The sequence below is a fragment of the Vibrio sp. 1-1(7) genome (assembly GCF_013048485.1).
GTDB lineage: Bacteria > Pseudomonadota > Gammaproteobacteria > Enterobacterales > Vibrionaceae > Vibrio > Vibrio fujianensis.
Genome location: NZ_VHSP01000002.1, coordinates 798431 through 825430, shown reverse-complemented (window position 1 = coordinate 825430; position 27000 = coordinate 798431). Strand labels below are relative to the sequence as shown.

Genomic DNA, 27000 nt, shown 5'->3' with positions numbered 1-27000 from the left:
CTTAATGGTTAGTTTTATGACTAACGGGTTGTAGGTGGATCTCTTTTTGTAGGGAAATTAAGTGTTCAACACTGGGTATACCCACGCCAACTTGCGTCACCGCAAGAGCGGAGAGCGCGGTAGCGAAAGTGATCAGCGATTCTTTTTCCATTGCTTGCATATGGCCCCAGCACAGGCCAGCGACTAAGGTATCGCCCGCACCAACGGTACTAATAACCTCCATTTTGGGCGGTTTAGCATGTAACCATTGCCCTTGATTCAGCCACATGGTGCCTTCGGCCCCCATTGAGACGACGATATTCTCAATACCTTTGTCGGCCAATTGTTCTGCGGCCAGGCGGCAAGCTTCAGGGTTGGGTAATTCACGGCCAACAAATTGGGCCAATTCCTCATCATTAGGCTTGATTAACCAAGGTTTAGCGTCAATGCCAACGGCTAAAGCATCTCGACTGCTATCAAAAAGGACTTTCTTACCTAAAGAGGACAATTTTGCTATCCAAGTGGCGCAAAGCTGAGGGGAAATACCAGAAGGTAAGCTACCCGCTAGCACAAAGTAGTCGTGATCCTCAGCCAGTTGGAATAAGGTTTGTTCAAAGTGAGCAATATCTTGTTCATTGACATGAATGCCGGGGAAGTTGATATCACTGACCTGACCCGATTTTTCGACCAATTTGACATTAATCCGAGTTGCCCCTTGAATACGAATAAATTGATCTTGCGCGCCAATCTGTTCAAAAAATTGGCAAAACATTTCTTGATTATCTAGGCCAAGAAAACCAGTAACGGTAACCTTAGCCCCGAGATCGCTCAGCACTTTAGCAACATTGACGCCTTTACCAGCGGGGTGAAGTGAACCTTGTTTTACCAAACTCACGGAACCGACTTGCAAGGAATCTAGACTGCCAGTCAAATCTAAAGCTGGGTTTAGGGTAATAGTGACCACTTTATTATTCATGACAGGCTCCTTAATGCTCACCAAGACCAGATTTAATGGCGAAACCAATCGACTCAAGCGCTTGGGCTGCATCTGGGCCTTCTGCAGTAAATTGCAACTGATGGCCGTGCTTTACACCCAGCGCAATCACTTTCATTAAACTTTTTGCATTGACGGCTTTACCGTCCCCATCTAAGTTTGAGACCTTAATGTTAGATGTGAATTTTTTCGCTTCAGCGACCAGCATGGCTCCTGGGCGAGCGTGTAATCCGTGTGTGTTGGTGATTTTAAATACCGCACTTTCGCCACCCTCGGTTTCACTGTGTGAGAGCGTTACAGTATTGACTTCTTGTGTGAACAGCGCGATTAATTGCTGAGCATCGGCCTGTAATAGTTTTTCTTGTTGTTGAACAAACACGAGTTGTGTGATCTTATCTAACAAACTGTGATGAGAGGCATTACACGCGGCAATGGCGATTAATGCTTTTACCGGCGTGCCTTGATAGTCGCAGTGATTGGCGGTTGAAACAAAAGACATTCCACTGCGCTTTACCTGTTTATCACTACTGACTAACCAAAGGCCTTTACCTAAATGAGTTGGTTGTTTGGTCACAAGTTCGGCGACAAACTTGCTGTCTGCACAACCTGTATTTTTAAGGAGTCCACCTGCAACGGCACTCATTTGGAGCATATCGCTGGCAGGGAAGAGAAGTTGAATTAAGGATGGATCAAAATCTGCTTCGAATTGCACATCACCATTGAGTAGAGCAATAATATCTGAGGCTTGTTTTGCTTGCTTAAGCTTCTCTTCGACCCCATCAGCAGACAATACTTTAGTTAACTGTTTTAAAATGCCTAAATGTTCATCTGATTTTGCGGCAATTCCAATAGCGACATAAACCGTGTTACCGTCTCCCCAATCGACCCCATGAGGAAAATGATGAACTGCCACACCGGTTTCTTGTACTAAGTCACGGGTATCGATGGTACCGTGTGGAATGGCAATGCCATTACCTAAGAACGTCGAATTTTGTGCTTCACGGTTTAGCATACCTTGGACATAGTTCGATTCGACCAGTTTTTTTTCTGTTAGATCTGCCGCGATAGAACGAATGGCCTCTTGCTTGTTGGATGGCATTTGATCTAAGCGAATATCTTTAGGTGAAAGTTGCAGCATGTTTAGCCCCTTAGCCTATCGAAGGCTTCTTTGTCATCGCACCGAATTTAACAGATCGGTGTGAGGGTTATTTAAATGAGCTGAATCGTTTCAGCTTTAAGTTCAAAAAAATTTAGCAAAACCGTCATTGAGGAAAATAAATCTGTTTTACTAGGTGTAGTCTAAAAAACTCGACTTAGCTATCAGTTTATGTTTTTGCTGAATCCTTTCAGCTTTAATACTGAATCGATTCAGCGTATAATTCAACTCAATTTAGGATCAAAGGTTTATTTCTATGATCCTACGCACAGAACTAGAGTAATGGATATGACACTTGATGAAATCGCCAAGTTGGCTGGCGTCTCTAAAACTACCGCCAGTTATGTAATCAATGGCAAAGCGACTAAATACCGAATCAGTGAAAAAACGCAGCAAAAAGTCATGGCAGTGGTTGATCAATATAACTATCGACCCGATTTAGCGGCTTCTTCACTGCGAGCCGGAAATAGCCGCTCATTTGGTTTGATCATCCCAGATCTAGAAAATACCAGTTATGCCAAATTAGCAAAATTGCTAGAGCAAAACTCACGACAAGCTGGCTACCAAATTTTAATCGGTTGTTCGGATGACGATGCAGCTATTGAAAAAAACGTCGCGCAGGCTTTGGTTTCTCGCCGCATTGATGCACTATTTGTTGCTAGTAGTATGCCTGATGCCAGTGAATTCTATTGTAAAATGCAGCGGGCTGGGACGCCTGTGATTGCGATTGACCGTCCTTTAGATGACGAATATTTTCCCTGTGTGATCAGTGAAGACTTTGGCGCTGCGTTTGAATTAACCCAATCCGTATTAAGTGAGTCGGTCATAACGGTTGGGTTGATTGGAGCCTTGCCAGAACTTAGTATTTCTCAGGAACGCCAGCTAGGTTTTGAATCTGCGTTAAAAGCAGAAAATAAGCAAGCCTTACTAGGGTATGGCGAGCACTTTAATCGTCAAGAAGGGCGAAGGATTTTTGAACAGTGGCGAAGAGAAGGGACGATGCCGGATGCCATCGTCTCGACCTCATATACCTTATTAGAAGGTATTTTGGATGTGCTTTTGGAATACCCAGAATTGATGGATAAGTTGCATCTAGCTACTTTTGGCGATAATCGGCTGCTGGATTTTTTACCGATAAAAATCAACTCATTACCTCAGCAGTTTGAACTTATAGCGGACAGTGCTTTAGCACTGGCACTTAATGCTTCAGCCAAACGTTATGCCACGGGTATTGAACTGATACCAAGAAAGCTCAAGGTTCGTCGTGAGCTGATGCCTTTATGAGATAGTTTTATTTGTGGTTGACGCATTTTTTAGATAAGTGACGCGCTAATGTCGATCAATTGTGCGGGGGATTGTTCCTAGCATCTTGAAGTTAGTTAGGTATATCATAGTGTTATTATCCCTATTGGCTTATAGGCTTGGAATGAAGTTTTTGCACACCTCTGATTGGCATTTAGGTCGTCAATTTCATAACGTATCATTGCTTGATGATCAACGACATGTTCTTAATCAAATGATTCAATACATGGAGCAATATCCAGTAGACGCGTTGGTGGTGTCAGGTGATGTGTATGACCGTTCTGTTCCACCGACCGCAGCGATTGAATTATTGGATGAGGTCGTCAGCAAAGTCTGTGGACAACAGGGTATTCCGGTGATCATGATTCCGGGTAATCATGATGGTGCTAAGCGTTTGGGGTTTGCGGCCAAACAGATGCAATCATCCGGTTTACATATCATCAGTAACTTTTCTCAGATGCTCACACCTGTGGTGCTGAAGTCTGAGCAGGCTGGAGAAGTGGCGTTTTATGGTATGCCGTATAATGACCCTGAATTAGTCCGAGATGCGTTTCAAAATAAAGTCAGCAGCCATGATGAAGCCCACCAATATCTTTGCAAACGTATAGTTGAACAGTTTGATTCGTCACAGCGGCATGTATTGATTAGTCACTGTTTTGTTGATGGTGCAATGGAGTCTGAATCTGAACGGCCACTTTCTATTGGTGGTTCAGACCGAGTTAATCATGAACATTTTTTACCTTTTGATTATGTGGCATTAGGGCATTTGCACCAGCCTCAGCAGAAAGGACAAGACTTTATCCGTTACAGTGGATCTTTGCTGAAGTACAGCTTTTCGGAGCAACATCAAAAAAAAGGCATGACTCTGGTTGAGTTGAATAAAGAGGGATTTGTCTCGGCGCAGCACCTTCCTCTATCATCTCGCTATGATATGCGTATTGTCGAGGGAGAGCTAGCCGACTTAATTGAACAAGGGCGACACGACCCTAACCATGAAGATTATCTTTTGGTTCGCCTGATGGATAAACACGCGATCCTTGATCCGATGGAAAAATTACGCCAAGTCTATCCTCATGTTCTGCACTTAGAAAAGCCTGGCATGTTGATGGATGCCGATCAAGCCATGGGACGTGCGCGATTAGCACGAGGCGAAATGGACATGTTTCGGGATTTTTTCTTGGAAGCTAAGCAAGAGCCATTATCTGAGCCTCAAGCACTTGCTATTTCTGATGTTATTCAATCACTGAAGCATAAGGAGCTTTTGTAATTATGCGACCGATTCAATTGACGCTCCAAGCCTTTGGTCCTTTTGCAACTCAACAAATTATCGACTTTAGTCAGTTTGGCCATGCGCCGCTGTTCCTGATAAATGGCCCAACAGGAGCAGGGAAAAGCTCAATTTTGGATGCGATTTGTTATGCCTTATATGGTGAAACAACAGGTAGTGAGCGTTCAGGTGATCAAATGCGCTGCGACTATGCGCCTAATTCACTCTTAACGGAAGTTCAGTTTATTTTTGAGCTAAACCAACGCCGTTTTATGATCACGCGCAGCCCAGATCAAGAAGTGGCGAAACAGCGTGGGGAAGGAACAACCAAAAAAAATCATGCCGCCAGTTTGGTTGAACGGCTCGATTCGGGAGAAGAAAAACTCATTGCGCATCGCCCAACCCCAGTCAGTAAAGCGATGTTGCAATTAATTGGGCTTGATGTGAAGCAGTTTCGTCAAGTGATGGTGATTCCGCAAGGAAAGTTTCGAGAGCTGTTGATTGCTAACTCAAAGGAACGTGAACAAATTTTTGGTCAGCTATTTCAAACTCAGATTTATGCGCAAATTGAACGAGAGCTACTTGAGCGCGCGTCGGATATCCGTAAACGAAAAGAACAGTTTGATCATCAGATCAAAGGAGCATTAGATGTGACGTCACTGAGTAGTGAGGAAGCATTACAAGCGGAAATTTTGACGATTCAGCCTTTAGTACAACAAAGTGAGCAAGCATATCAAATATCACAAAAGCAACTCGAAGCTTTAAAGCAGCAATGGAATGAGGTACAAGAGCTGCAAAAGCAATTTAGCCAGCAAACACAGCTTGAAATAGAAAAAACGGCCATGCTTGCTCAGCAACCCGAAATTGAAGCTATGCGTAAGCGTTTACAACAAGCCCAAAAAGCGGCTCGTCTTGATTTACCCTATCAACAACATTGTGAAGCTCAGCGTCAACTTGACTTAGCTAAGCAAGCTCAAGTCGCTAAGCAGCAAGCCTTTTCTTTGGCCGAAAAGCAGTTAGAAGAGGCAACGCTGGCTTATCAACAGGCGGCGAAGTCTGCGGAGCAAGTAGAACCGCTAAGTCAACAACGTTATCAATTAGAAGGGATTGGTAAAAAATTTGCTGCGCTAGAAGAACAGAAAAAGCTTCACCACAAAGCAAAGCAGCAATACGTAGCGGCTCAAAAAAGTATCGAGCAAGTTCAACTTAAAGTACAAACGCTTGAAACGCAGTTACACGTTCAGCGCGAACAATTAGATACAGTTTACCAACGAAAGGGCCGTTTAGAAGCCAAGCTCCTAACCCAAGCACAAGTAAACGATCACATTGCGTTACGTCGTAAGCAATCCGCATTCGTTCAGCAAAAACAGGAAAAGACTGAGCAATTTAAGCTGGTTGAGAGCGGTTATCAAGCAGCACAAACGGATGCTAAGTTGGCAAGGCGGCAAGCGGATCACTTAGAACTGTGCTGGCATACTAACCAAGCGGCAGAGTTGGCTCAAAGATTAAACGACGGTGAGGCTTGCCCAGTCTGTGGCAGTCAAACCCACCCCAATATTGCCCAGTTTTCTGGTGACGTTGTCACTAAAGAGCAGGTAAGACAAGCCAGAGACGGGCAGAAAAAAGCAGAAGCCAGTGAAGTTGAGTGGCTAAAGCAATACCAGCAAGTAAAAAGTGAGCTGAGCTATTTTGAAAAAGAATGGCAGCAACTCGCTGAGTTGATAGCAGATAAACAGATCGCCGATTTAACCGTATTGCAAGAGCAGGATAAACAGCTCACTCAAGAAATTGAGCAGCTTTCTCAATTAAATCCTCAGCAACTTGAAGTCAAAATTACCCAGTTAGAGCAAGAGCTACGCACAACTCAGGCTCAAGCTGAGCAGCAAAAGAGTGCGCTAGAGCATCTGAAACAGCTGGAAATTGAAGCGCACACTCAAGTCACCAGTTTACAAGCGGAAATCAGTAGTGACTTTACTCATGTCGATCAGGTAAGAGAACAGTACTCTGCTGTTCATCAGCAGATACAAACGCTACAGCAAGCGGAGCAATTGGCAAGAACTCACTTAACACAAATGCAAACTCAGTACTCTGCCGCACAATCGTCGCTAATCGGTACGAATGAGCAATGTACAAGATGGACAAAAGCGTGGCAACGCACACTGCAAGAATGGCAGGTGGCGTTAAGCCAAAGTCCTTTTGACAGTCAAGAGCATTATTTGCAGGCGCGGATTGATGATGCCTCCATCAGCACCATAGAGGGCGACATCCGTCAATTTGAGCATCGATGGTCTACACTACAAGGCAAATTAGAAAGTTTACAACAGACATTAGCTAATAAGCAGCCACCACAATCAGCTGAGATTCAAGCTAGGATAGACCTTCAAGAAAGTGAGGTATCGGCTAAGCTCAAAACGTTTACTCAACATCGCTCTCGACTTGATAGCTTACAACAAGTGAGTGAGAAACTGGTCCGATTGTATGAACAAAATGCTGCACTCGAAAAAGAATATCAAATTTACGGAACGCTCAGCGATATTGCTAATGGCCGAACAGGAGCGAAAGTGAGCTTACATCGCTTTGTGTTAGGCGTATTGCTCGAAGATGTTCTACTGCAGGCCTCACAGCGCTTACAACGAATGAGTAAAGGACGTTATTGGCTTAAACGTAAGGAGGAGCGGGCGAAAGGGAACGCGGGCTCAGGCCTCGACTTAATGGTGGAAGATGCGTATACCGGAAAATGGCGTGATGTTGCGACATTATCAGGCGGAGAATCTTTTATGGCGGCACTATCACTCGCCTTGGGGTTATCCGATGTGGTGCAATCTTATAGCGGCGGTATTCACCTAGAAACCTTATTTATTGATGAAGGATTCGGCAGTTTAGATCCTGAATCTTTGGATTTGGCGATTCAAACCTTGATCGATTTACAACAAGGGGGGCGTTGTATTGGCATTATTTCTCATGTGGCTGAATTAAAAGAGCAAATTGCATTAAGATTGGATGTTGAGACATCTGTTCGCGGCAGTAACATTAAACTTATTGTATAGTGGTACTACTTGCTCACTCGTACTGGCGAATAATATGGATGCAATAAAAAAAATATACCAATATGCGGAGCCAAACCTAACGTTAGTTGGATGGATGGGGCTGATCGGTTTTCCTATCTATTATTATGTATGGGCCTACCTTTTTCCGCAGCCGTATGAATCTTTAGCACTGCGTAGTTTTTGTTCACTGTTATTTGCTGGCATTGCCTTTCGGCACGCTTTTCCTAAGGTATTACACCGTTATTTACCGTATTATTACCTTGTGGCTATTGGCTTTTGCTTACCTTTTTTCTTTTTTTATATGATGTTAATGAATGGCTGGTCAACCGAATGGGCGATGTCTTTCATGGCTTCTATCTTCTTACACATTTTGTTGGTACATGAAACCAAAGTGATGTTAATTCAAGCGTTAATTGCATCATTAATGGCTTATTTTTCTGCCTATTATGTGATGAACACTGAGCCGAGTCAGCCCATTTCATTAACTTATATTCCGATCTTTATCTTTACCTATGTATTTGGCAACTTGTTCTATTTTCGTAATCAGGTATCTCATGAAAGTAAAGTCTCAATTGCGAAATCTTTTGGGGCTGGCATTGCCCATGAAATGCGTAATCCATTGAGTGCGTTAAAATCATCAGTAGATGTATTACGTTCTATATTGCCTACGACTCAATCCTCAACGGCTAATTATACATTAACGGCTCAAGAATTAGAGCAGCTACATGAAATTCTTACTAATGCCGATGAGGTGATTCATTCAGGTAATGAGACAATCGATTTATTATTGACCTCGATTGATGAGAATCGAGTTTCTACCTCAACTTTTAAAAAGCATTCTGCGAAAGCGATAGTCAACAATGCGATCCGCTCTTTTTCTTACCCCAAAGCGTTGGATAAATCGATGTTAAAAGTCACCATCGAGCATGAGTTTGATTTTTTAGGGAGCGACACTCTACTTAAATTTGCGTTATATAACTTGTTAAAAAATGCATTTTATTATCAAAACAGTGAGCACTTTCAGGTTGATATTAAGTTAAAACGGCAAGATGGCGACAACCTGATTGTAGTCAGAGATAATGGCATTGGAATTGCCCCCGATCAGCTAGATGAAATTTTTAAAGATTTTTATACTTTTGGTAAAAATAATAGTTATGGACTGGGGCTACCTTTTTGCCGAAAAGTCATGCGTTCGTTTGCTGGTAGTATTGATTGCCGTTCAGTTTTGGGAGAATGGACGGAGTTTATTTTAACTTTTCCTGATTATTTTTCTGATCAAGTGAAGCAACTTAAGCTTGATTTAATGAAATCTAAGTCAGTACTTTATATTGGTCAGGCGGAAGTTATTTACCATCACTTACTTGAACAAGCATTTTATCAAGGTTTTTCGATGCATATAATAAGCCTCGAAGAGGCGATTCATCGAGAAGAGTTTGAATTTGAATTTGATGTTATATTAGTAAACCTTGAAAAATTATCATCGCAATGGGATAAATTGAATATATTAGAGAATAAATTTCACTTCACGGAGGCAAGAATTGGTTATTTATATGATAAGAACCAAAGTTATCCAGTGAATATTTCTCGTTACATAACGGTTTATCCGATCGAGTTACATCATTTATTATTGAATAGTCCACTAATGTTCGATCAGCTATTTTTTGAAATGGATAACCTGGCTGAAGATAGAAACCTGATTAAACGTCCTGATGTTTGTTATCAACGACGTATTTTGTTAGTGGATGATAATGAGTCATTACGAACATTTTCGGCACTCTTATTAGAAAAACAGGGTTACGATATAGTTCAAGCAAATAATGGTAAACATGCATTAGATATTCTTTCAAATGAAAGCGTAGATCTAATCATTATGGATCTTGATATGCCCATTATGAATGGTTTTAAAGCAGCAGAAGCGATTCGTAAATTAAATACCGATGAGAGTAAAATTCCTATCATTGGTTATACTGGAGATGATCGTTCAGAAACAATTAATGCAATCTATAAAAATGGCATGAATGATTATATCGTAAAACCTGCAGATAAAGATATTCTATTAAAAAAAATAGCAAACTGGTTGTAGTTTATTCAAGCTAAGTGATCAATGTTATACTTGATCACTTAGCATCATTATCCCCGCTTCTTACTTGAAGCTGCAGAGGCTACGTTGGTTCACGTACTTGCCGCTTACCTGCAATTCCAAGTTGTTTGGGTATAATGATTATTTAAAATATAAATTTGGATTTTTAATGGCCAAGCTACAAACATGAATAATTTTATCCAATTGCTCTTGAGTTAATGAGCAGTTTAAAGATAAACGAATAATGTTTTTATTTTTTGCTGTCGCCGGCCGACAAAAAACTGCACCAAATACACCATTTTCTTCTAAATAGTCTCTGACTTTTTCTGTGTTTCTTTCATCTCCAGTTTCTAACGCGATAATTTGAGATTGGCTACGGATGGTAAACCCCATATGCATCAATTCTGTACGTAAGGTATGTGCATCATGCAACAGTTTTGCTCTTTTTTCATCAGCGGCTTTGATTACTTCTAATGTTGCACTTAACGCTTCAACTTCATACGGTAAAATCGTAGAACTAAAGATGGCAGGATAGCCAACAAAGGGGAGACATTTATCCACATGATTATTGGCCCATATCGCTCCAGCCCGATAAGCAAAAGTTTTTGCAAGGCTGACCGTCATAAAATCGACCTGTTCTGATAGCCCTAATTCACATAGTAGCCCGGCTCCTTGAGGGCCGTAAACGCCTAATGAATGGGACTCATCAACCAAAATGGCACATTGATATTGCTTAGCAATTGCGACAAGGTCGACAAGTGGTGCGATGGTGCCTATCGTGCTATAAATCGAGTCTACCGCGATGATACCCGGGCCATGTCTTTTGATTAATTTGATCAGATGATCGCAATTATTATGCATAAATGGATGCAACTGAGCATTGGCATATCGAGCGCCTTCCCACATAGACATATGAGCAAAAAAATCAATATAAACCGGCGTGTCTGGTGAACAGATAGTCTGTAATAGTGCGGTGTTTGCATTCCATCCCGATTGTGATAGTAGGCAAGTATCAAATTGAGCGAAACTGGCTAATTGTTTCTCAAGTGGCGGTTTGGTTTCGTCATCTTGCAGAAAGATACCAGACATAAAGAGGCTATCATGACTCTCATCAATTGCTTTTTTCAATCGTGTTTTAACTAGAGGGTGATTGGATAAGCTGAGATAGTCATTACTTTGTAAAAGTATGTCATTATTTGCTGGTCTTTTACCTAATACGAGATGTTTACCATTATGATTGTTCTCAATCAAATCATGGATAAATAAATCTAGACGTCTTTGAACAAATTCAGGTAGACGCGTATTTTTAACATCATTTTTCATTGATCATATCCTTTTTACATTTAATAAATGCCAGCTGACAATGGATATATTGATATGAAAAAATTAATTGTCATTAGTGATATATTATAGTTTTGCGGTAGCTAGCAAACTCTATTATATTGAATTTATTATCTATTTGTCATTCGTACGTTCAGGGAGTCTATCTGTTGATATATTTAAAATATGGATTTTTAATAAAGTGATTAAATATTAATAATATTTATTATCGAGTCAATTTTATATATACCCAAACAACTTGCAGTTGCAGGTAGGCGGCAGAAGACTTTATGAGCATAGTCAACACTGCTCCGGCTTCAAGTCGGAAGGGTATAATTGAATGAGAACTCTTCGAGTGGAACGGGAGGTCCAAATAAGTAGCCTTGAAAATGAAAACAACCATAGCTAGCTAATCGGTCTCGTTGGGCTTTGGTTTCAACTCCCTCAGCAATAACAGACAATTTCATGCTGTTAGCAAGTGAAACAATGGTGCGTGCAATATCAGCATCGTGCCTATTTGTAGTTAAATCATGTACAAAAGATTGATCGATTTTCAACTCATCTAAAGGTAACTGTTTTAGGTAATTGAGTGATGAGTACCCAGTTCCAAAATCATCTAAAGCAAAATGGACACCATATTGCTTGAGTTGAGCGATTTTCGTGATGGTGTCTTTGAGATCTTGATGCAACATACTCTCTGTGATTTCTAGTTTTAGTTGGTTAGGATCAACGCCGTGCTTTTCAATCGCGGTGATAATCTGTGTCACAAAATGAGCTTGATGAAATTGCTTGGCGCTGATGTTAATCGCGAGCACCAAATCTTGTGTTAACTCACTCTGTTTCCACCGTGATAAGACTTTACAGGCTTGGTTCAGCACCCATTCACCGAGAGGTAAAATTAGCCCAGTTTCCTCGGCAACGGGAATAAAGTGACCGGGAGAGATCATACCATGCGTAGGGTGTTTCCAACGGATTAACGCCTCAGCACCAATGAGTTTTCCGCTGTGATTGACTTGAGGTTGGTAGTAAAGCATGAATTGCTGATGACTGAGTCCATAACGAAGATCATTAGCCATTTTTGCGTGAGCTAATACGGCTTTTTGCATTTCAGGGTTGAAGAAACGGTGGGTATTTCTTCCTGCTCCTTTTGATTGGTACATGGCTAAATCAGCATGTTTGAGTAAGTCATCAACACGAAGTGTTTCACCTTTGAATAGCGTAATCCCAATACTTAACGTGCTAAAATGTTCAATATTATCAATTTGATATGGCTTTTCTTGGGCGTGGAGAATTTTTTGACAAAGTTGATCGGCATGTTGAGAGGCTTGTTCTTCACTGCTACCTAGTTGTTCAAGAATGATGACAAATTCATCGCCACCAATGCGAGCAACCGTATCTGTTCGTCTGACACAATCGATTAAACGTTGGCTAACTAGCGTTAAAAATTTATCCCCTACATCGTGTCCACGGGTATCATTTAGAGTTTTAAAATCATCCAAATCTAGGTATAGCACAGCAGCGTAATGCCCATTTCTTGTTGTATTCCGTCTCGTTTGATCGAGGCGTTCTAATAGAAGTTGACGGTTGGGGAGGCCGGTTAACTGGTCGTAGAAAGCTAATTGTTTAATTTTATTTTCTGCGGCATTACGCTGAGTAACATCGACTAAGGTAATAACATAATTGATGATTGATTCGTCATTATCGCTCATCACTGCCGTTATATGTGTCCACTGCAGGTAATCCTCACCATTTTTTCTTCGATTCCATATTTCACCTTGCCAAGTTCCATGGGTTGATAGATGTTGGTTTAGTTTTTTATAATAATGTTTATCATACTGTTGTGATCGAATCACATTTAAATGTTGTCCAAGAACATCAGATGGTTGATATCCGGTAATATCAGTAAAAGCTTGGTTAACTCGTAAAATATAGCGATTGGCGTCTGTGACGATCATGCCTTCTGCTGACTCAAAGACGGTCGCGGCAATTTTTAGGTTTTCAACCATATGCTGCATTGCTTCACCAACTTGATTGTATTCATAAACACCAGTTGGTAAGAATCGAGTTCTTAGCCCTTGTTGGATACCTTGGATATAGTTAGTGAGTTGGCTAATCGCACGGTTATGGCTTAAGTGCAGTACCCAAGCAGCAATAACGAGTAAGCAGAGAAATCCGCCCGATAATAGAAGAAAAGAGTGCATATAATGCTCTTTGACTGAGGGAAAACGGCTATCTTTTATTCCTAATTCGAGCGTAATGGGAAACGTTTGATGATGAAGCTTAATGGGAGAACGGTACAAATAAAAAGAGGGTGAAGATAATACACTGGAATTTTCACCCGTAGTCAGCGATAACGGTGATGAAGAAGCGGCGTTATACCGTATAAGCGATTTATTTTGATATTGTAGACTGAAGGTATCTAAATCTGCCTGTTCAGCAAGATACTTAAGGAATGTTCGATTTTGTCCAATTGCCAAGCCAATAAACATGTATCCTCTTAAATTGATGGTAGCAGGATCAAAAATAGGAACAGCTTTGATAAACGCGGTCAGCGAAGCACTATGAACTAGTGTCCAACGGTTAGCGTAATGTAGAGGGGAGTGCATGTTTTGTAGCAGAGGCTCAATCTTATAAAGAGGCAACCCTGCATTGATGAGCAAGTTGTCAGAGGTATCGACTAAAAAAAATATATCTAATATGGCTCCGACATTAGAGTCTTGTAACATAAAAATCATATCATCAGCCACTGAATCAAATTCAGTATCTTGTTCTGCTAAAGATGAGAAAATCCGGTTTGATGCGGTAGTGTGTAGATAAACCTCCAATAAATCTAAGCGATTTTCAATTAAACTTTGGACGGTGCGTTGCCTTTGGATAAAATTATTATCAATTTTATCCTGTAAATAGTTTTCTGCCGTGTGCACTGCATATAGCATTGAGATAAGCAAAGCGAACAGGCCGAGAAAACCAAAGATTAAAGTAATCCGTGTAGCAAATTTCAGTTCCCACCTTTTATTTCTCATCCTATTTTTTGGGGGAAGACTCGGTGACATACAATCTTTACTCCTGTGCGGTTTGTTTATGCTCTATTTGAGTTTTTACCTTCAATTATCGGTGAGCGTCATAACGTTCAAACGATAGAGACTCGGAAATAAGTTGCTTATATTCGTGGAGCTGTATTGTAAATAATGCTTTTAATTCGGATTCTTCCATAAAGATAACCGGCATTTTTATTTTTTTCTCGGTGACCTGTTGAAAGCGTAAATCTTGAGTTGCCTCTTTGAGAGCTTGTTTAAGAATAGCCACATGATTATCAGGAGTATTTGCAGGGACAGCAACCACTCGAATGGCGTGAATACTTACGCCATAGCCCAACTCTTTCAGAGACGGAGCGTTGGGATAATAGGCTAATCGATCATCTGCGAGGCTTACTAAAACATGCATTAATCCAGAATCCGTATATATACTGTGTGTACCTCCACTAAAGGCAATGTCGGCATCGCCTGATAAAATTAATGGGGCCATTCCTGAACCTCCAGTGGTGGGGACAATACGTAATGAGATATTTTCTCGTTGCATGATTCGTTGGATAACAAATCGATCTTGCGCATTTTGTGAAGCATAAATTAAGCCAGGATTTTGTTTGGCATAGTGAATAAATTCATCCCACGTTTTAAAAGGCTTGTTCGCTCCGGTAATAAAGGCATTTTGATCTAAAGTAAGGCCCGCTACATAACGAAAACTGTCGAGCGAATACGAGGCAGAATTAGCCAATGGAGCAAAGGTATACGGCAGAGAAAGGCCGTACTGGAAGGTATATCCTTGATCGTTACTATGAGCCAACATAGCCGCTGCTGCTGCACCACCAGCTCCAGGATGATAAATAATATTAACGGGCTGTTTGAGTTTTTCTGTGAGAATCTTGGCTAAAACCTGTCCTTGTATATCAGTACTTCCGCAGGGATTAAAACCAATTAACATGGTTAATGGACGAGTAGGAAAGGCATTATCGGTTAATGCTAGAGGTGAAAATATACCTAAACTCAGTAGTAGGATGAATTTAATATAGGAGCAGATGAAAATTCTTTTCATAACAGTGATCTATATTGTTGAATTACTCTAAGTTTAGGAAGGCTTTTTCATTCTGTCTATGAGCGATGAAAAGTATCAAACACTCGTATCAACAATATAAAATCGGGCTCATAATTGATGAAGGTTATATATTATTGGTTGTGGAATCCGGGCTAATTTCTGGCCAATACATACGTATATATCCATAGGTAACCCAGATAACGAGCAAAGTTGCAATGCTTAATTCGATAAATCCAAAATAGTGCAGCCAATTCCACTGGGGATGATTGTGTTGAAAGAAAGTCGTTAAATGGTGCATAGCAATAGCACTAATGACTGAAGGGAAGGTAACCGCGGCAATCGATGGTTGAAATGCTAACCGAAGCAGCCTGAAATAGCATAAGTAAATAAGCAGAGTCATGGTGATGGCTATGCCTGCTAACGCACCCGTGAGGATTGGATCTGGGGATGAGAAATTAACCAAGTAAGTGGCTAACGTTAAATTGATCGGCGCGGCCATAATCGCTAAGGTTGGTCGGGCTCGTCTCGGAAGCATCCCTTCAAAAACTAATCGATAAAGTACGACGGGTAGCATCACAAAATAGATAGCAATACAGAGATTAACTAAGCTCTCAGAAAAAACAGTATGGCCAAATTGGGTTCCAGCAAGAGAGCTACTAATCAGTCCCACTGGATACAAAAACCAACTAGGTACAATATGAGCTATTTTGAAATTTTTCAGTTGGAAGTAAAAAAACAATAGCATCATGATGATATGCAAAAAGAGTGATATTGCCCAAATTGGGTAAGCAATAGTAGGGGAGATCACCGCGAGATAGTCACAAAGGATCAGTAACGCCATACTCATTGGTGCCATAAGGCTACCAAATAATGGATGGCGGATATCACAGAGAAATGTTGAATAGCTGGTTAGATATTTAAAAAGAACAGGCAGCAGAAGGAGTGCTCCTGCGATTGCCATATAAGGCCGAATCGTTAAGCCAATATTAGGCAAGTATAAAGCCCATGCTTGTCCTAAGCCAATGACACCGAGTGCCAATGCGGCTTGAGCGGGTGGAACGCTCTGTACAGAAATTAATCTTTTCCAGTTCAATCTCCACTTCCTTGTATGACATGGCATAAAATGAGCCGCGATTCTACCAAGTTTCAGCAAGCTAGTGCGTATAATCAGGTGGATAGATCTCACAAAACGGTAAGGTAATAAGGGTTAGTTTTTACAGGGACATTGATCAGTACAATACCCCCGATATACTCTTGCGACTTGAATCTGCAGGTGGGCTCGCCCATCACATCGCCTGTCTATGCTTATGGAAATTATGAGAGCCATCCGTGGCTCTCACCAAAGTTTTAGCCTACAGCTGTTCAAATTTGTTCCAGACAAATTTGTCACTCACTTGCCGTCTACCTGCAACTCCAAGTTGTTTGGGTGTAGTATGGGTGTGAATTTAACCGTGAAAGATCAACAGCCCCTAGGATTGCGGTAAATCTTGCTGGCGTAATTTGTCGTTCTTTAAGGTTCGATGCAATAACTGACTGTAGATAGGCTGTCCACCGAGCAGTTGCGCGAAAATAACAGCGCCCAAGCTGGTGATGATTAACGGTAAAATTAAGTAGTAGTTATTTGTCATTTCGATCACAAGCAATATTCCAGTGATTGGAGCACGAACGGTAGCGGCAAAAAGCGCCCCCATCCCTGCAATCGCGAACATGCCAGGTTCTATATTTAATTCTGGAAACAGACTTTGAGTAATCAATCCAAAAGCATAGCCAAATAGCGTTCCGAGTGCCAACATCGGAGCAAAAATGCCCCCTGGTGCGCCAGAGCCAAAACAGAGTAAAGTTGTCAGGATACGACCGACGAAAAGCAACAGCAGTAATGCTGCCCCATATTCTCCGGTGGTAACCGCAGGAATTAATGCAATTCCTCCCCCAGTTAGCTCTGGAATATAGAGCAGTGTTAATCCGAAACAACCACCGAGCAATGATCCGGTGATAAGGTAGCGTATGCGGGCATTTTTATGAATTTTGACAAATAAATCTTGAGCAAGAGTAATCAACTTATTAAATAGTACGCCAAAGAGACCAAACAGTATCCCGAGTAATAAAAATAGGCCAAGTGCGATCAACTCCGGTGGTTGATACTGAGGCATAGTAATGACAGCCGATTGATCGTTAATCAGCCTAAAGACGATATTTGCTGAGACAGAAGAGATGATCACCGCTCGCACGGAAATAAGCGTATAGCGAAATTGAGGGCGCATCTCCTCCATCACAAACATAATTCCAGCCAGCGGTGCGTTAAAGGCCGCAGCTAGTCCTCCAGCGGCACCAGCCGCGAGCAAAGAGTGACGGGTATCTTCATTTTTTACTCGAAAAATATCGGATACCATGCGACCAATAGCACCGCCCATCTGAACCGTTGGCCCTTCACGGCCGAGTACCATACCCGATCCTAGAGCCCCCATACCGCCGAAAAATTTAACGGGTAGAACTCGCCACCAACGTACCGGACGTATGCCATCCATCGCTCCTTCAATTTCAGGAATGCCTGAGCCAGCAGCTTCGGGCGCAAAACGATGGACGAGAAAGTAGCCAATAAATGCGAGTCCAGCACTGATTAAAAACGCAGCGAGCCAGAGAGGAAGAAGATGTCCAATCGAACCTTTTAACCATTCAGTTCGGGTTTCAGATACCAGATGGACGGCATGTTCAAAATAAGTACCAACTAAACCTGCCAGTACACCAACGACAATGGCTAATAGTAATACAGAAATAGAGGTTTTATCTTTAGAGAGAAATTGATTGAGGGTATCTTTGGGAACTTTGACAAATAAACGGTGAGGGAATTTCTCTCGCTTTAACATTAAATGATCAGCCTCGTGATAAGTAACAAAATGTAAATTATACGCAGACAATCTATTAACTATAGCGCCAAATATGAAATATTGACTTTCAAAAATGATTTTTTTTAGGACTCATGTTCAAAAGCGCGATCAAAGCTAGAAAATAAGGTAAAAGATTTGAATTCAGCGATAAATCAGCCATAGTTAAAGCGTAAGGCAAGCAAAGTATTTCAAAATGGAGGAAACGAATGCCTTACCTACAATTTGGACGGATTCAACCTACAATTCAGATAGCCTCGATTATGATCAGGTTGCAACGATAGCCTTCCTGATTCGCATCACTCACGATTGAGTTACGAGGATTAAGGCGCGCTTATACAGTGCGCCTTTTACTATTCAAGTGCTGGTCCTCGGCTCGTTTCGGTCTACACCTCTTTATTTTTTGTATATACTCCGCGAAAAGGAGTAGCACGATGACAAAAAAAGTCCCGACTAATATTATTACTGGCTTTCTTGGCGTAGGTAAAACGACCACGATTTTAAACTTATTGAAGCATAAACCGGCCGATGAAAAGTGGGCGGTGTTGGTGAATGAGTTTGGTGAAATTGGTATTGATGGCGCGATGATGTCCGAACAAGGGGCATTCATTAAAGAAGTCCCGGGTGGGTGTATGTGCTGTACGGCGGGTGTACCTATGTCTGTGGGGATTAATACCCTGTTAAGAAAGAAGCCCGATCGTTTATTGATCGAACCGACAGGCTTAGGGCACCCCAAGCAAGTTATCGCCACTTTAACTTCTGCCCAATATCAGCCTTATGTTGACCTCAAAGCGACCATTGCATTAGTCGATCCGAGTCATTTAAGTAATGATAAATATGTGACGAATCAAAATTTTAATGATCAATTAGCCAGTGCGGATGTGATTGTTGCCAATAAAGTTGACCAAGCAACGCCAACAGATATTGAGGTTTTCCGGACTTGGTTAGCCAGACAGCAACCAGCGAAAGCGGCTTATCAATTCGTCAGTCAGGGCAATTTACCGTTCTCGATGCTTGATATAGAGCGTCGTGCGGAAAGTGCATCAAGCCATATCGAAGCTCATCACCATCATCATGCGCAATTAGAGCCACAGTTTGCCTTAGCACCGGGACAAGCATTCCTACGTAAAGAAAATCGTGGTCAAGGCTACTACAGTTGTGGCTGGCTATTCGGTGCGGAGTATCTATTTGATTTTGATGAGTTATTTTCAATGCTTAGTGCCTTAACCGCTGAACGAGTGAAAGGGGTGCTGAATACGAGTAAAGGTTGTTATGCTTTTAATGCCAATAACGGGGTGTTATCGGTTAACGAGTTAACCCTACAAGGCTTTGAATCTCGTTTAGAAGTCATTGATTCACAATTGATGCCATGGGATCAGTTGGAGTCAATTTTATTGACCTTAGCCAACATCAAATGATGATTGATTCAGCAAGATAAGAAGACTGTTTCTCAGCCTTCTTATCTTCTCCCTAAAGGGAGGAGTTTAAGCGTTATTCGCTTTGATCGCAGGCTTATCCGATAACACTTTACCATCCTTAATAGTAATGATCCGCCGAGTGCGCTGCGCCAGTGCCACATCATGAGTGACAATAATCAGCGTTCGCCCCGCTTGGTGGAGTTGATTGAACAGGGCTTCGATTTCAGCTCCTGATGTTGAATCCAGCGCCCCTGTTGGTTCATCGGCCAAAATGATTTGTGGGTCATTAACCAGTGCTCGAGCAATAGCCACTCGCTGTTTTTGACCACCCGATAGTTGATTGGGTTTATGATAGAGGCGATCGCCCAAACCAACGCTCTCTAATAAATACTTTGCCCGTTGACGCCTTTCTTTCAACTTCGTTCCGCTATACACCAGTGGCAGAGCGACATTGTCAATCGCATTCGCATAATCAAGTAAATTAAAACTTTGAAAAACAAAACCAATTTTTTGATTTCTTATCTTGGCTAACTGGTGATTGCTTAACGATGATACTTGTTTGTCTTCGAGTATATAGTTACCACTGGTTGGGGTGTCCAAACAGCCAAGAACATTCATTAAGGTCGATTTGCCTGAGCCAGATGGACCAAGAATAGCAAGGTATTCCCCTTTATTGATATTCAGTGAGACATTATCCAGCGCTTTGACGTGTTCTTCACCACTTCGATAATGCTTACAGATATTGGAGAGTTGCACGAGAGGAGATTGATCATTCACTTTGTAATGCCTCTAATGGAGTGATATTTGCTGCGCGATTAGCTGGAAACCAAGCCGCAATGACGCCGATGATAATTAATGCTGCCATAACCAAAAGCAGAATTGGCCATGATAGTTCTGGTTGAGGTTTACCTAACTGATCATAAAGAAAGTTACCTTGCAGTGGTAATTGTTGAATAAGACGGATAAGTGCGTAGCTAAAACTCAATCCAACGATTCCCCCCATAGCCATCGTTAGGATGGATTGCACTAAATAATGCAGGCGAATATTGGTGCTGGTAGCGCCAACCGCCATTCTGACACCGATATCTCGCGTAGCGCGTTTGACGGTCGCATACATCACATTGGCGATGCCAATGCCCGCGACACTCAGAGTAACAAGACCAATCACACCTAAAAAACTTTGCAGACCGAGTAAAAAGCGTTGCATACTTTTTTGTCTGAGTAGCATATCTTGGCTTTGAATTAACTGCTCATCACTCGGATCGGCAGAATATTTTCTGGCTAACACTTGTTTGATCACTTGAGCTAACTGTTCACGATCCGCTTGCACAATGGGCTTGACGTTAATTGCGGCAATCGGTTGGTTGGGATGAAAACGTTGCCAAGTGCTCAAAGGGACAAACAATGCATAATCAATTGGTAGGCCTTGCTCTATCAGTGAAGCGTTGGATTTTATTACACCAATCACGGTAAAATCTTCATCACCGACTTTAACGATTTTGCCGACTGGATTGATGGTTAACACGGGCGATTGCAAAAAATCCTCGTCGCTCTCTTGATTGAATAGCTGGCTTGCAGTGGTATAACCCAGCACGATGACTTTACGTTGTTGCTGATTATCTAATTGATTAAACCAGCGTCCCCCGGGCATCATTTCTATTCCTGTCAGTTGAGCATAATCAGGACTAACCGCATACGGGGTTTGCCAACTGCTATTTTCCTGATAACGGACGGTTTTATCCCACCCGGCGCTAATCTCAGCCTGTTGCACGCTCGGTAATGCACGAACCACATCGACATCTTGCGCTTGTAAGGATAAAGCTTGCCCAGTAAAGAAACGACCACTGTTGATACTAGCGTAGCCTGGTGTGATATAAATCAGTTGACCATTACCGCTTTGCGAAGCACGGCTTAAGCCTTGTCTTAAGCCTTCACCGCTCGCTAACATGATGCTAATGCACAAGGTCCCCCAAGCGACGGCAAGTATCGTGAGTAAAAGACGCTGTTTTTCTGCCAGCATTTCTTGAACAATTTGTCTGATTGGCAGCATGCTATCCTCTTGCACTTAAAGCTAACACTGGCGTTAAATGGGCGGCACGGCGCGCTGGAAAATAAGCGGCACATAACGCGAGGCAAGTGGTGATCAAGAGCGAGCCAATGATCGATGCGCTGGTGATGATCGGCGTACCCAGCCATTCAGGCAAACCCAATTGATTGAGCGTTGCAATGGTTAAATACGAGAGGCCAATACCGAATGTGCAGCCAAGAGCAACCAATAACGTGCCTTCGAGTATAAATTGCCAGAGGATAGTGTTTGGGGTTGCCCCTACCGCCAGTCGCACACCTATTTCTCGCGTTCGTTCTGTCACCGATAAAAACATAATATTCGCTACGCCTAACGCGCCAACGGCAAGTGTTATCATGCCACTCGCACCTAAAAACAGCTGAATACCGCGAAATAGCGCATTGATAAATTGAGCACCACTACTGAAGTCTGGTAAATAAACCGCTTCGCTATCGGTTGGATCATAGTGTTGCTGCTTGGCAAAAAACGTTTGTATGGTGTGACGTAAAGCCAGTCCGGGAATATCTACTTTAGGTTTTACCAATAGAGAATAGGGTTTACTTTGCCATAAATCGGTAAAGGTCGTGCTAGGGATCATCAATTGATTACTTTCATTATTTAATGATACACCGCCTTCTTTTTGCTCAGTGATACCAATAATAAAAAAGGGTACGCCATTCACCTTAACGCTATCGCCGAGCGCCAATTGACCGACTTGGGCTAATTGCCAACCGATGATCGCTACTCTCGCATGATTGAGTACATCATTAGGGGTTATCGCACGCGACGCCGGACGTAAGGTTAGACTTTGTAAAGCAAAATAATGCTCATCAACCCCAGCGACATAACCTGGTAGTGAGCGTCCTTGATCGTTGGTGACGTTGGCATCCCATTTTCCGTACATCACCGACAGTTGCTCTATCGCTGATTGTCTGGCTAACGCGTGCATTTGCTCCTCGGAGATCCGGATCGGTCGTTTCGCTGGTAGCCCTTGCCATGGTTTAGTCGTTTGACTAGGAAAAGCCATCTGAGTATCACTCATCAGTAACGCAAAGGATTGAGTATTCACTCGATAAAACCCTTCACCTAAAGCGACTAAAACCAGTACCGACAGCATTCCCCAGACAATAGCGATAATGGCTAATGTGCTGCGTAAGCGGTGTGCCAACAAAGTTTGGGCAACTTGTAAAAATAGGCCGTTCATGACTGCAGTGCTCGTGCGATTAACGCGATACTTTCATCATCTAATTTGCCAACGGTTTTTAGCAAGGCAATGCGATGATGCCAGTAGTCGTATAAACGAGTTTGTAAGGTATGTTTACTATTAAACAGTGCATTATGAGCAGTGATCACCTCAGAAGCTTCGGTCATCCCGGCGTTATACACCGCTTGCTTACTTTCTAACGCAGTTTGTCGCGCCAACACTTGTTGCTGGGCAATTTCAATCCGTTGCCATTCCAATTGCAGTTGATGAAAGCGAGTTTGAATTTCTTGTTGAATATCAATCTCAACTTTTCTCACCGCTTGCTTGTTGTTTAATATAGTGAGTTGAGCGCGATCCACACTAGAACGTGTCGCCCCATTTAAATCGATAGGCACGCTGAGCGTCAGCCCTGCATTCAAATCACCATCACGACCTTGATCAGTACTTTGATAGGACACGCTACCTGATAACGTCGGGTAATATTTGGCTTTGGCGGCGTCATGGGCAAATTGAGCCGCAGTTAACTCTTGTATGCTGGCTAACAAGGTCGGACTGTTGTCTTTGGCAAGCTTAATCCATTGTTGTTCAGTCGCAAAAGGCAAAGTGGGTTGCTCTGATAGCTGCGTATTGATTTCATTGATTTTATCAACTGGCTGATTAATGAGTGCCGTTAACGCATATTGTTTACTAGCAAGAGCCGATTGTGCGGCAAGTAAAGCTGCTTGCTCATCAACATGATTGGCGCGCATATCTTCTAACTCTGTGGCGCGAATTTTACCGGCCAGATAGCGCTGCTCAGTGATCTGCAGTAATTGTCCACCTTCACGCCATTTTTCTTGAGCAAGATTCAAATCGCCTTGAGCGCTTGCCACATCAAGATAAGCGGTCAGTAAACGGGCAGCAAGGTGATTGTATTCCGCTTTTGCCCGCAGTTGCGTAGCGACATAGTGAGCTTGAGACTGATCAAGCGCAGACCAAGCAGAGCTATCCCAAAGGGTTTGAGTCAATACAGCGCCATAACCCCTTTGGTTGTCACCATCATCATTCCAACTGGTTTGCGCCGTGATATTCAGCGATGGGCGTAAGACGCTAGTGGCAGTGGCGACGTCAGTTTGACTAATTTGCGATTGGATTTGCGCCTGCATGTAGGTTGGATCAGCGGTTTTTGCCGCTTGCCAAGCTTGTTCTAACGTAATAGCAAAAGCGGGCTGACTGATCGCAAGTGCTAATAATCCATAACGGGTAAAATTGATCAAGGCATTAGTTGGCATAAGAATGACCCAGCATACTGTTATCCACAATGGTTTGTTGGTTTTCAAGCCCAGAGATAATTTGCACATTGATGCCATCGGATAACCCTAATGTTACCGGCTGTGCGGTGAATCCATGTTCTGAATCATCAGCCATTAATACTTCGGCTTGATTACCTTGAAAACGTAATGCACGTTCAGGGATCGTCACGACATCGTCGACTTTCTCTAAGATGATATGAGCGGTGGCTGAAAAACCGGAGCGAAGGGTAATTGTATCAGGAAAGCTCAGTTGGCTAATCTCGACTTCAAAACCATTATCAAACCCTGTGCTATTGGTTGAGCTAGGGTTATTAAGCTTTTCTGATTGCACTGCGACTTTACTTAATACGCCATCGATATTAATGGTTGGAAAGGGCGCAAGTACGACCGTAACTGGCATACCAACGGCTAATTGCGCGGCATCGTGTTCGCTGACACTGCCTTTAAAAATCATGTTGTTCATATCTGCGATGGTCATTAATTCGGTCGCGGCTTGGCTGGAGGCGGTAGAGATGATTGGCTCACCCACCTCAACGTTTAAATTTAAAATAGTGCCGTCAATCGGAGCTGTTAGGGTTGAAGTTAATTTTGCGTCGCCCATCGAGGCTTCACCGCTACGAATTAATTCCAAGTTTTGACGTTTTTGCACCACATCAGCTAATTTTGACTTCAGTTCCGCTTGAGCTTGGACATAGTCGCCGTAGTTTTTAGGAATAATATTTTGTTGTACCAACCGTTCTAAATTGGCAACGTTTTGTTTTGCTGATTCTAAGCTGGCTTCACTTTGCATTAACATGGTGGTTGCTTCAGTGAGTGCTTGCGGAGTTGGGTTAGGGGTAATTTTAATTAATGGCGTACCTGCAGTCACGTGTTCACCGACCTGGTGGAAAATCTCGCCAACGATACCTTCAATTTGCGATTTGACGGAAACCGAGTGAGCAGGAACGATTTTTCCTACCGCGACGGCTTGTTTTTCAATTTGACCTAATTGTGCCGTGAGGGTTGGCAGTGAAGCTTTGGGCTGAGAAAAATGTGATTTAACCCAATAACCACTGCCGATTAATACGATGCCGACTGCAATCCAGCGTTTTTTCATGTTAGGTTCCGTAAGTGAGATAAGATCATGAACGTATGATGGTAAATTGATGATTAGGTTCCGCAGATAATCATCAGACAGTGCTTTGTGAAAGCTATCTGTGGGTCTTAATACGCCAGATAGCCTAACTGACCATAACCTCGTTTGTCACTTAGTGATGTGTCTTGAAATGTACGTTTGTGTATTGCTAAACACAGGAAGTGAGTGAATCAAAGCCTTAGACGATTAAGCGAGGGAGATAAAAAAGCCACAACCTTAAGTGACGTTGTGACTTTTTGTGTGAGAGGTTTTGCGTTGTGCTCTACTCGCTAGCGTTTATTGCGTAAATAGCGTTTACGACGCTCTTCTTTTATTTTCGCTTTTTCTTCCGCTTTGCGGATTTCTTCTTGTTCGACTTCGATTAATTCATTTGGAATCATCTCTGGGTGTTCTAAGGTGATTTGCCCAAGTACCCCTTGACGAAGTTCATGTAACAGAATTTCCGATGCTTTATGCAAATCTACTCGTCCACCAGCGCGCAGCGCGCCTCGTTTTTGGCCGATTGCTTCCATCCATTCCACATCAGACTGCGGTGTGCCATCAACTTGATAACGTGCGGTGAGTTTGTCGGCATAATATTTGGCGAGATACTCGACTGTGTAAAACGCGACATCTTCGTACTCCATTGCGGTATCTTTAATCGCGCCTGTCGCGGCAAGGCGAAACCCACTATGAGGGTTTTCAACTTTCGGCCATAAAATACCGGGAGTATCAGATAGCACGATACCATTTTGTAAATTGATCCGTTGTTGGCGACGTGTTACCGCCGGTTGGTTACCGGTTTGGGCAATCGCTCGACCAGCCAACGTATTGATGATGGTGGACTTACCCACGTTAGGGATCCCCATGATCATGGTGCGGACATTTTTACCCACTTCTTCACGATGGGGAACCAGTTTGCGACACAAATCGAGAATTCGATGTACTTCTTGTGGATTCGCCGTGGTGATGGCCATCGCTTTCACCCCTTGCTCTTGCTCTAAATGAGCAATCCACAGCTCGGTCATTTCGGGATCCGCTAAATCACGCTTATTCAGTACCTTAACGCAAGGTTTGTCACCGCGAAGTTGAGAAATGAGCGGGTTTTCACTGCTATAAGGAATGCGTGCATCAAGCACTTCGATAATCACATCAATTTGCGGAATGACTTCTTCAATTTCTTTACGAGCCTTGTGCATATGGCCCGGAAACCATTGAATTTTATTGTTAACCATTTGAAAAATATACCTTTTGTTTTTATGGTTAAGCTGGTGGATTATCAAGTGGGATACCAAAAGAAAAAATCAGATAGTGGGGTACTAGAAGTACTTTAAGTGTCACCTGAAGCCACGACAGCATTGTTGTGATCATTTTAACACTTTAACGGTTAGGACGAAAATCTTAGTCACTTTAAAAATCTAACAAGCCAATTTAGACATAGTGCCATTCGGGATAGTCGAAATGTTTTTAGTACCTATCGGAGATAGTGAAAGAAATGAAACATATTAGTCTATGGTATGATTTGTATATTTTACATGTGGTGATTGATATTCAACCCATTGCATTTTATGCAAAAATAGTTTAGTAACTTAAAATTTTTTTGAGATAACTTAATAAATAGTGATTTGCATCAAGAAATTAGTGCAAAAATATACTTACTGTTAGGCACCATTGTGGAATGAGATGGGGTCTGGTGGCCCTCTTGGTCTTCAAAACCAAAGTGAGCCGCACAGGCTTTGGTAGGTTCGATTCCTGCCTCTTCCGCCAATTATGTCACTATATCAATCG

The 27000-nt window shown here is 42.4% G+C and carries 18 protein-coding genes and 1 tRNA gene; 6 read left to right on the top strand and 13 right to left on the bottom strand.

Translation table 11 applies throughout. The features are described 5' to 3' along the window. Position 1: 1 nt before the first annotated feature. Positions 2-955, bottom strand: a complete 954-nt coding sequence (gene pfkB, locus FKN05_RS11520; protein WP_170887535.1) for a 1-phosphofructokinase — start codon at positions 953-955, stop codon at positions 2-4. A gap of 10 nt (positions 956-965) precedes the next feature. After that, on the bottom strand, positions 966-2111 hold the full coding sequence (gene fruB, locus FKN05_RS11515) for a fused PTS fructose transporter subunit IIA/HPr protein (protein WP_170887534.1): 1146 nt from the start codon (positions 2109-2111) through the stop codon (positions 966-968). 189 nt (positions 2112-2300) lie between these two features. Between fruB and cra the strand changes: the two genes are divergently transcribed. The 4 genes from cra to FKN05_RS11495 all read left to right on the top strand — a co-directional run bounded on the left by cra (position 2301) and on the right by FKN05_RS11495 (position 9828). Beyond that, on the top strand, positions 2301-3413 hold the full coding sequence (gene cra / locus FKN05_RS11510) for a catabolite repressor/activator (protein WP_170887533.1): 1113 nt from the start codon (positions 2301-2303) through the stop codon (positions 3411-3413). A 142-nt stretch (positions 3414-3555) separates the two neighbouring features. Next, the gene (locus FKN05_RS11505) at positions 3556-4698 is read left to right on the top strand and encodes an exonuclease SbcCD subunit D (RefSeq protein ID WP_170887532.1); all 1143 of its coding nucleotides are present in this window, start codon (positions 3556-3558) and stop codon (positions 4696-4698) included. A 2-nt stretch (positions 4699-4700) separates the two neighbouring features. Then, the gene (locus tag FKN05_RS11500) at positions 4701-7745 is read left to right on the top strand and encodes an AAA family ATPase (protein ID WP_170887531.1); all 3045 of its coding nucleotides are present in this window, start codon (positions 4701-4703) and stop codon (positions 7743-7745) included. Positions 7746-7779: 34 nt separating this feature from the next. Beyond that, positions 7780-9828 carry an ATP-binding response regulator gene (locus tag FKN05_RS11495; protein WP_170887530.1) on the top strand — a complete coding sequence of 683 codons (2049 nt, stop codon included), beginning with the start codon at positions 7780-7782 and terminating at the stop codon, positions 9826-9828. 138 nt (positions 9829-9966) lie between these two features. Here FKN05_RS11495 and cqsA read toward each other — a convergent pair whose 3' ends face one another. The 5 genes from cqsA to clcA form a co-directional block, all read right to left on the bottom strand. Then, positions 9967-11148, bottom strand: a complete 1182-nt coding sequence (gene cqsA, locus FKN05_RS11490; RefSeq protein WP_170887529.1) for an alpha-hydroxyketone-type quorum-sensing autoinducer synthase — start codon at positions 11146-11148, stop codon at positions 9967-9969. 314 nt (positions 11149-11462) lie between these two features. Beyond that, entirely contained in the window at positions 11463-14168 is a 2706-nt protein-coding gene (locus FKN05_RS11485; RefSeq protein WP_161439493.1) for a putative bifunctional diguanylate cyclase/phosphodiesterase, read from the bottom strand. Between the two features lie 85 nt (positions 14169-14253). Then, complete coding sequence (locus FKN05_RS11480; protein ID WP_170887528.1) at positions 14254-15237, bottom strand: tripartite tricarboxylate transporter substrate binding protein; 984 nt, start codon at positions 15235-15237, stop codon at positions 14254-14256. A 124-nt stretch (positions 15238-15361) separates the two neighbouring features. Then, on the bottom strand, positions 15362-16330 hold the full coding sequence (locus FKN05_RS11475; protein WP_099611319.1) for a TDT family transporter: 969 nt from the start codon (positions 16328-16330) through the stop codon (positions 15362-15364). Between the two features lie 376 nt (positions 16331-16706). Next, positions 16707-18101, bottom strand: coding sequence for a H(+)/Cl(-) exchange transporter ClcA (gene clcA / locus FKN05_RS11470; RefSeq protein ID WP_099611318.1), 1395 nt, complete (start codon positions 18099-18101; stop codon positions 16707-16709). 452 nt (positions 18102-18553) lie between these two features. Between clcA and FKN05_RS11465 the strand changes: the two genes are divergently transcribed. After that, positions 18554-19537 (top strand): CobW family GTP-binding protein, encoded by a 984-nt coding sequence (locus FKN05_RS11465; RefSeq protein ID WP_170887527.1) that lies wholly within the window; start codon positions 18554-18556, stop codon positions 19535-19537. A gap of 66 nt (positions 19538-19603) precedes the next feature. Here FKN05_RS11465 and FKN05_RS11460 read toward each other — a convergent pair whose 3' ends face one another. The 6 genes from FKN05_RS11460 to ylqF all read right to left on the bottom strand — a co-directional run bounded on the left by FKN05_RS11460 (position 19604) and on the right by ylqF (position 26447). Continuing rightward, on the bottom strand, positions 19604-20314 hold the full coding sequence (locus FKN05_RS11460) for an ABC transporter ATP-binding protein (RefSeq protein ID WP_099611317.1): 711 nt from the start codon (positions 20312-20314) through the stop codon (positions 19604-19606). Continuing rightward, positions 20307-21587 (bottom strand): ABC transporter permease, encoded by a 1281-nt coding sequence (locus FKN05_RS11455; RefSeq protein ID WP_170887526.1) that lies wholly within the window; start codon positions 21585-21587, stop codon positions 20307-20309. Before FKN05_RS11455 ends, FKN05_RS11460 begins: the two co-directional genes overlap by 8 nt. Position 21588: 1 nt before the next feature. Continuing rightward, entirely contained in the window at positions 21589-22806 is a 1218-nt protein-coding gene (locus FKN05_RS11450) for an ABC transporter permease (protein ID WP_170887525.1), read from the bottom strand. Continuing rightward, complete coding sequence (locus tag FKN05_RS11445) at positions 22803-24077, bottom strand: TolC family protein (protein WP_170887524.1); 1275 nt, start codon at positions 24075-24077, stop codon at positions 22803-22805. The genes FKN05_RS11450 and FKN05_RS11445 overlap by 4 nt, the downstream gene beginning before the upstream one ends. Then, complete coding sequence (locus tag FKN05_RS11440; RefSeq protein ID WP_170887523.1) at positions 24067-25194, bottom strand: efflux RND transporter periplasmic adaptor subunit; 1128 nt, start codon at positions 25192-25194, stop codon at positions 24067-24069. The genes FKN05_RS11445 and FKN05_RS11440 overlap by 11 nt, the downstream gene beginning before the upstream one ends. Before the next feature lie 308 nt (positions 25195-25502). Beyond that, positions 25503-26447: a ribosome biogenesis GTPase YlqF gene (gene ylqF, locus FKN05_RS11435; RefSeq protein WP_099611313.1), complete on the bottom strand. Its 945-nt coding sequence runs from the start codon at positions 26445-26447 to the stop codon at positions 25503-25505. Positions 26448-26887: 440 nt separating this feature from the next. Between ylqF and FKN05_RS11430 the strand changes: the two genes are divergently transcribed. Then, positions 26888-26979: transfer RNA gene (locus FKN05_RS11430), tRNA-Sec, on the top strand. The last annotated feature ends 21 nt before the right edge of the window (positions 26980-27000 follow it).

What these genes read in the sequence shown, in the direction of transcription:
- FKN05_RS11440 (WP_170887523.1), bottom strand. Translation starts at nt 25,194, where the DNA reads ATGAAAAAACGCTGGATTGCAGTCGGCATCGTATTAATCGGCAGTGGT.
- cqsA (WP_170887529.1), bottom strand. Translation starts at nt 11,148, where the DNA reads ATGAAAAATGATGTTAAAAATACGCGTCTACCTGAATTTGTTCAAAGA.
- FKN05_RS11500 (WP_170887531.1), top strand. Translation starts at nt 4,701, where the DNA reads ATGCGACCGATTCAATTGACGCTCCAAGCCTTTGGTCCTTTTGCAACT.
- FKN05_RS11455 (WP_170887526.1), bottom strand. Translation starts at nt 21,587, where the DNA reads ATGCTGCCAATCAGACAAATTGTTCAAGAAATGCTGGCAGAAAAACAG.
- FKN05_RS11480 (WP_170887528.1), bottom strand. Translation starts at nt 15,237, where the DNA reads ATGAAAAGAATTTTCATCTGCTCCTATATTAAATTCATCCTACTACTG.
- FKN05_RS11445 (WP_170887524.1), bottom strand. Translation starts at nt 24,077, where the DNA reads ATGCCAACTAATGCCTTGATCAATTTTACCCGTTATGGATTATTAGCA.
- clcA (WP_099611318.1), bottom strand. Translation starts at nt 18,101, where the DNA reads ATGTTAAAGCGAGAGAAATTCCCTCACCGTTTATTTGTCAAAGTTCCC.
- cra (WP_170887533.1), top strand. Translation starts at nt 2,301, where the DNA reads ATGTTTTTGCTGAATCCTTTCAGCTTTAATACTGAATCGATTCAGCGT.
- FKN05_RS11505 (WP_170887532.1), top strand. Translation starts at nt 3,556, where the DNA reads ATGAAGTTTTTGCACACCTCTGATTGGCATTTAGGTCGTCAATTTCAT.
- fruB (WP_170887534.1), bottom strand. Translation starts at nt 2,111, where the DNA reads ATGCTGCAACTTTCACCTAAAGATATTCGCTTAGATCAAATGCCATCC.
- pfkB (WP_170887535.1), bottom strand. Translation starts at nt 955, where the DNA reads ATGAATAATAAAGTGGTCACTATTACCCTAAACCCAGCTTTAGATTTG.
- FKN05_RS11450 (WP_170887525.1), bottom strand. Translation starts at nt 22,806, where the DNA reads ATGAACGGCCTATTTTTACAAGTTGCCCAAACTTTGTTGGCACACCGC.
- FKN05_RS11495 (WP_170887530.1), top strand. Translation starts at nt 7,780, where the DNA reads ATGGATGCAATAAAAAAAATATACCAATATGCGGAGCCAAACCTAACG.
- FKN05_RS11465 (WP_170887527.1), top strand. Translation starts at nt 18,554, where the DNA reads ATGACAAAAAAAGTCCCGACTAATATTATTACTGGCTTTCTTGGCGTA.
- ylqF (WP_099611313.1), bottom strand. Translation starts at nt 26,447, where the DNA reads ATGGTTAACAATAAAATTCAATGGTTTCCGGGCCATATGCACAAGGCT.
- FKN05_RS11485 (WP_161439493.1), bottom strand. Translation starts at nt 14,168, where the DNA reads ATGAGAAATAAAAGGTGGGAACTGAAATTTGCTACACGGATTACTTTA.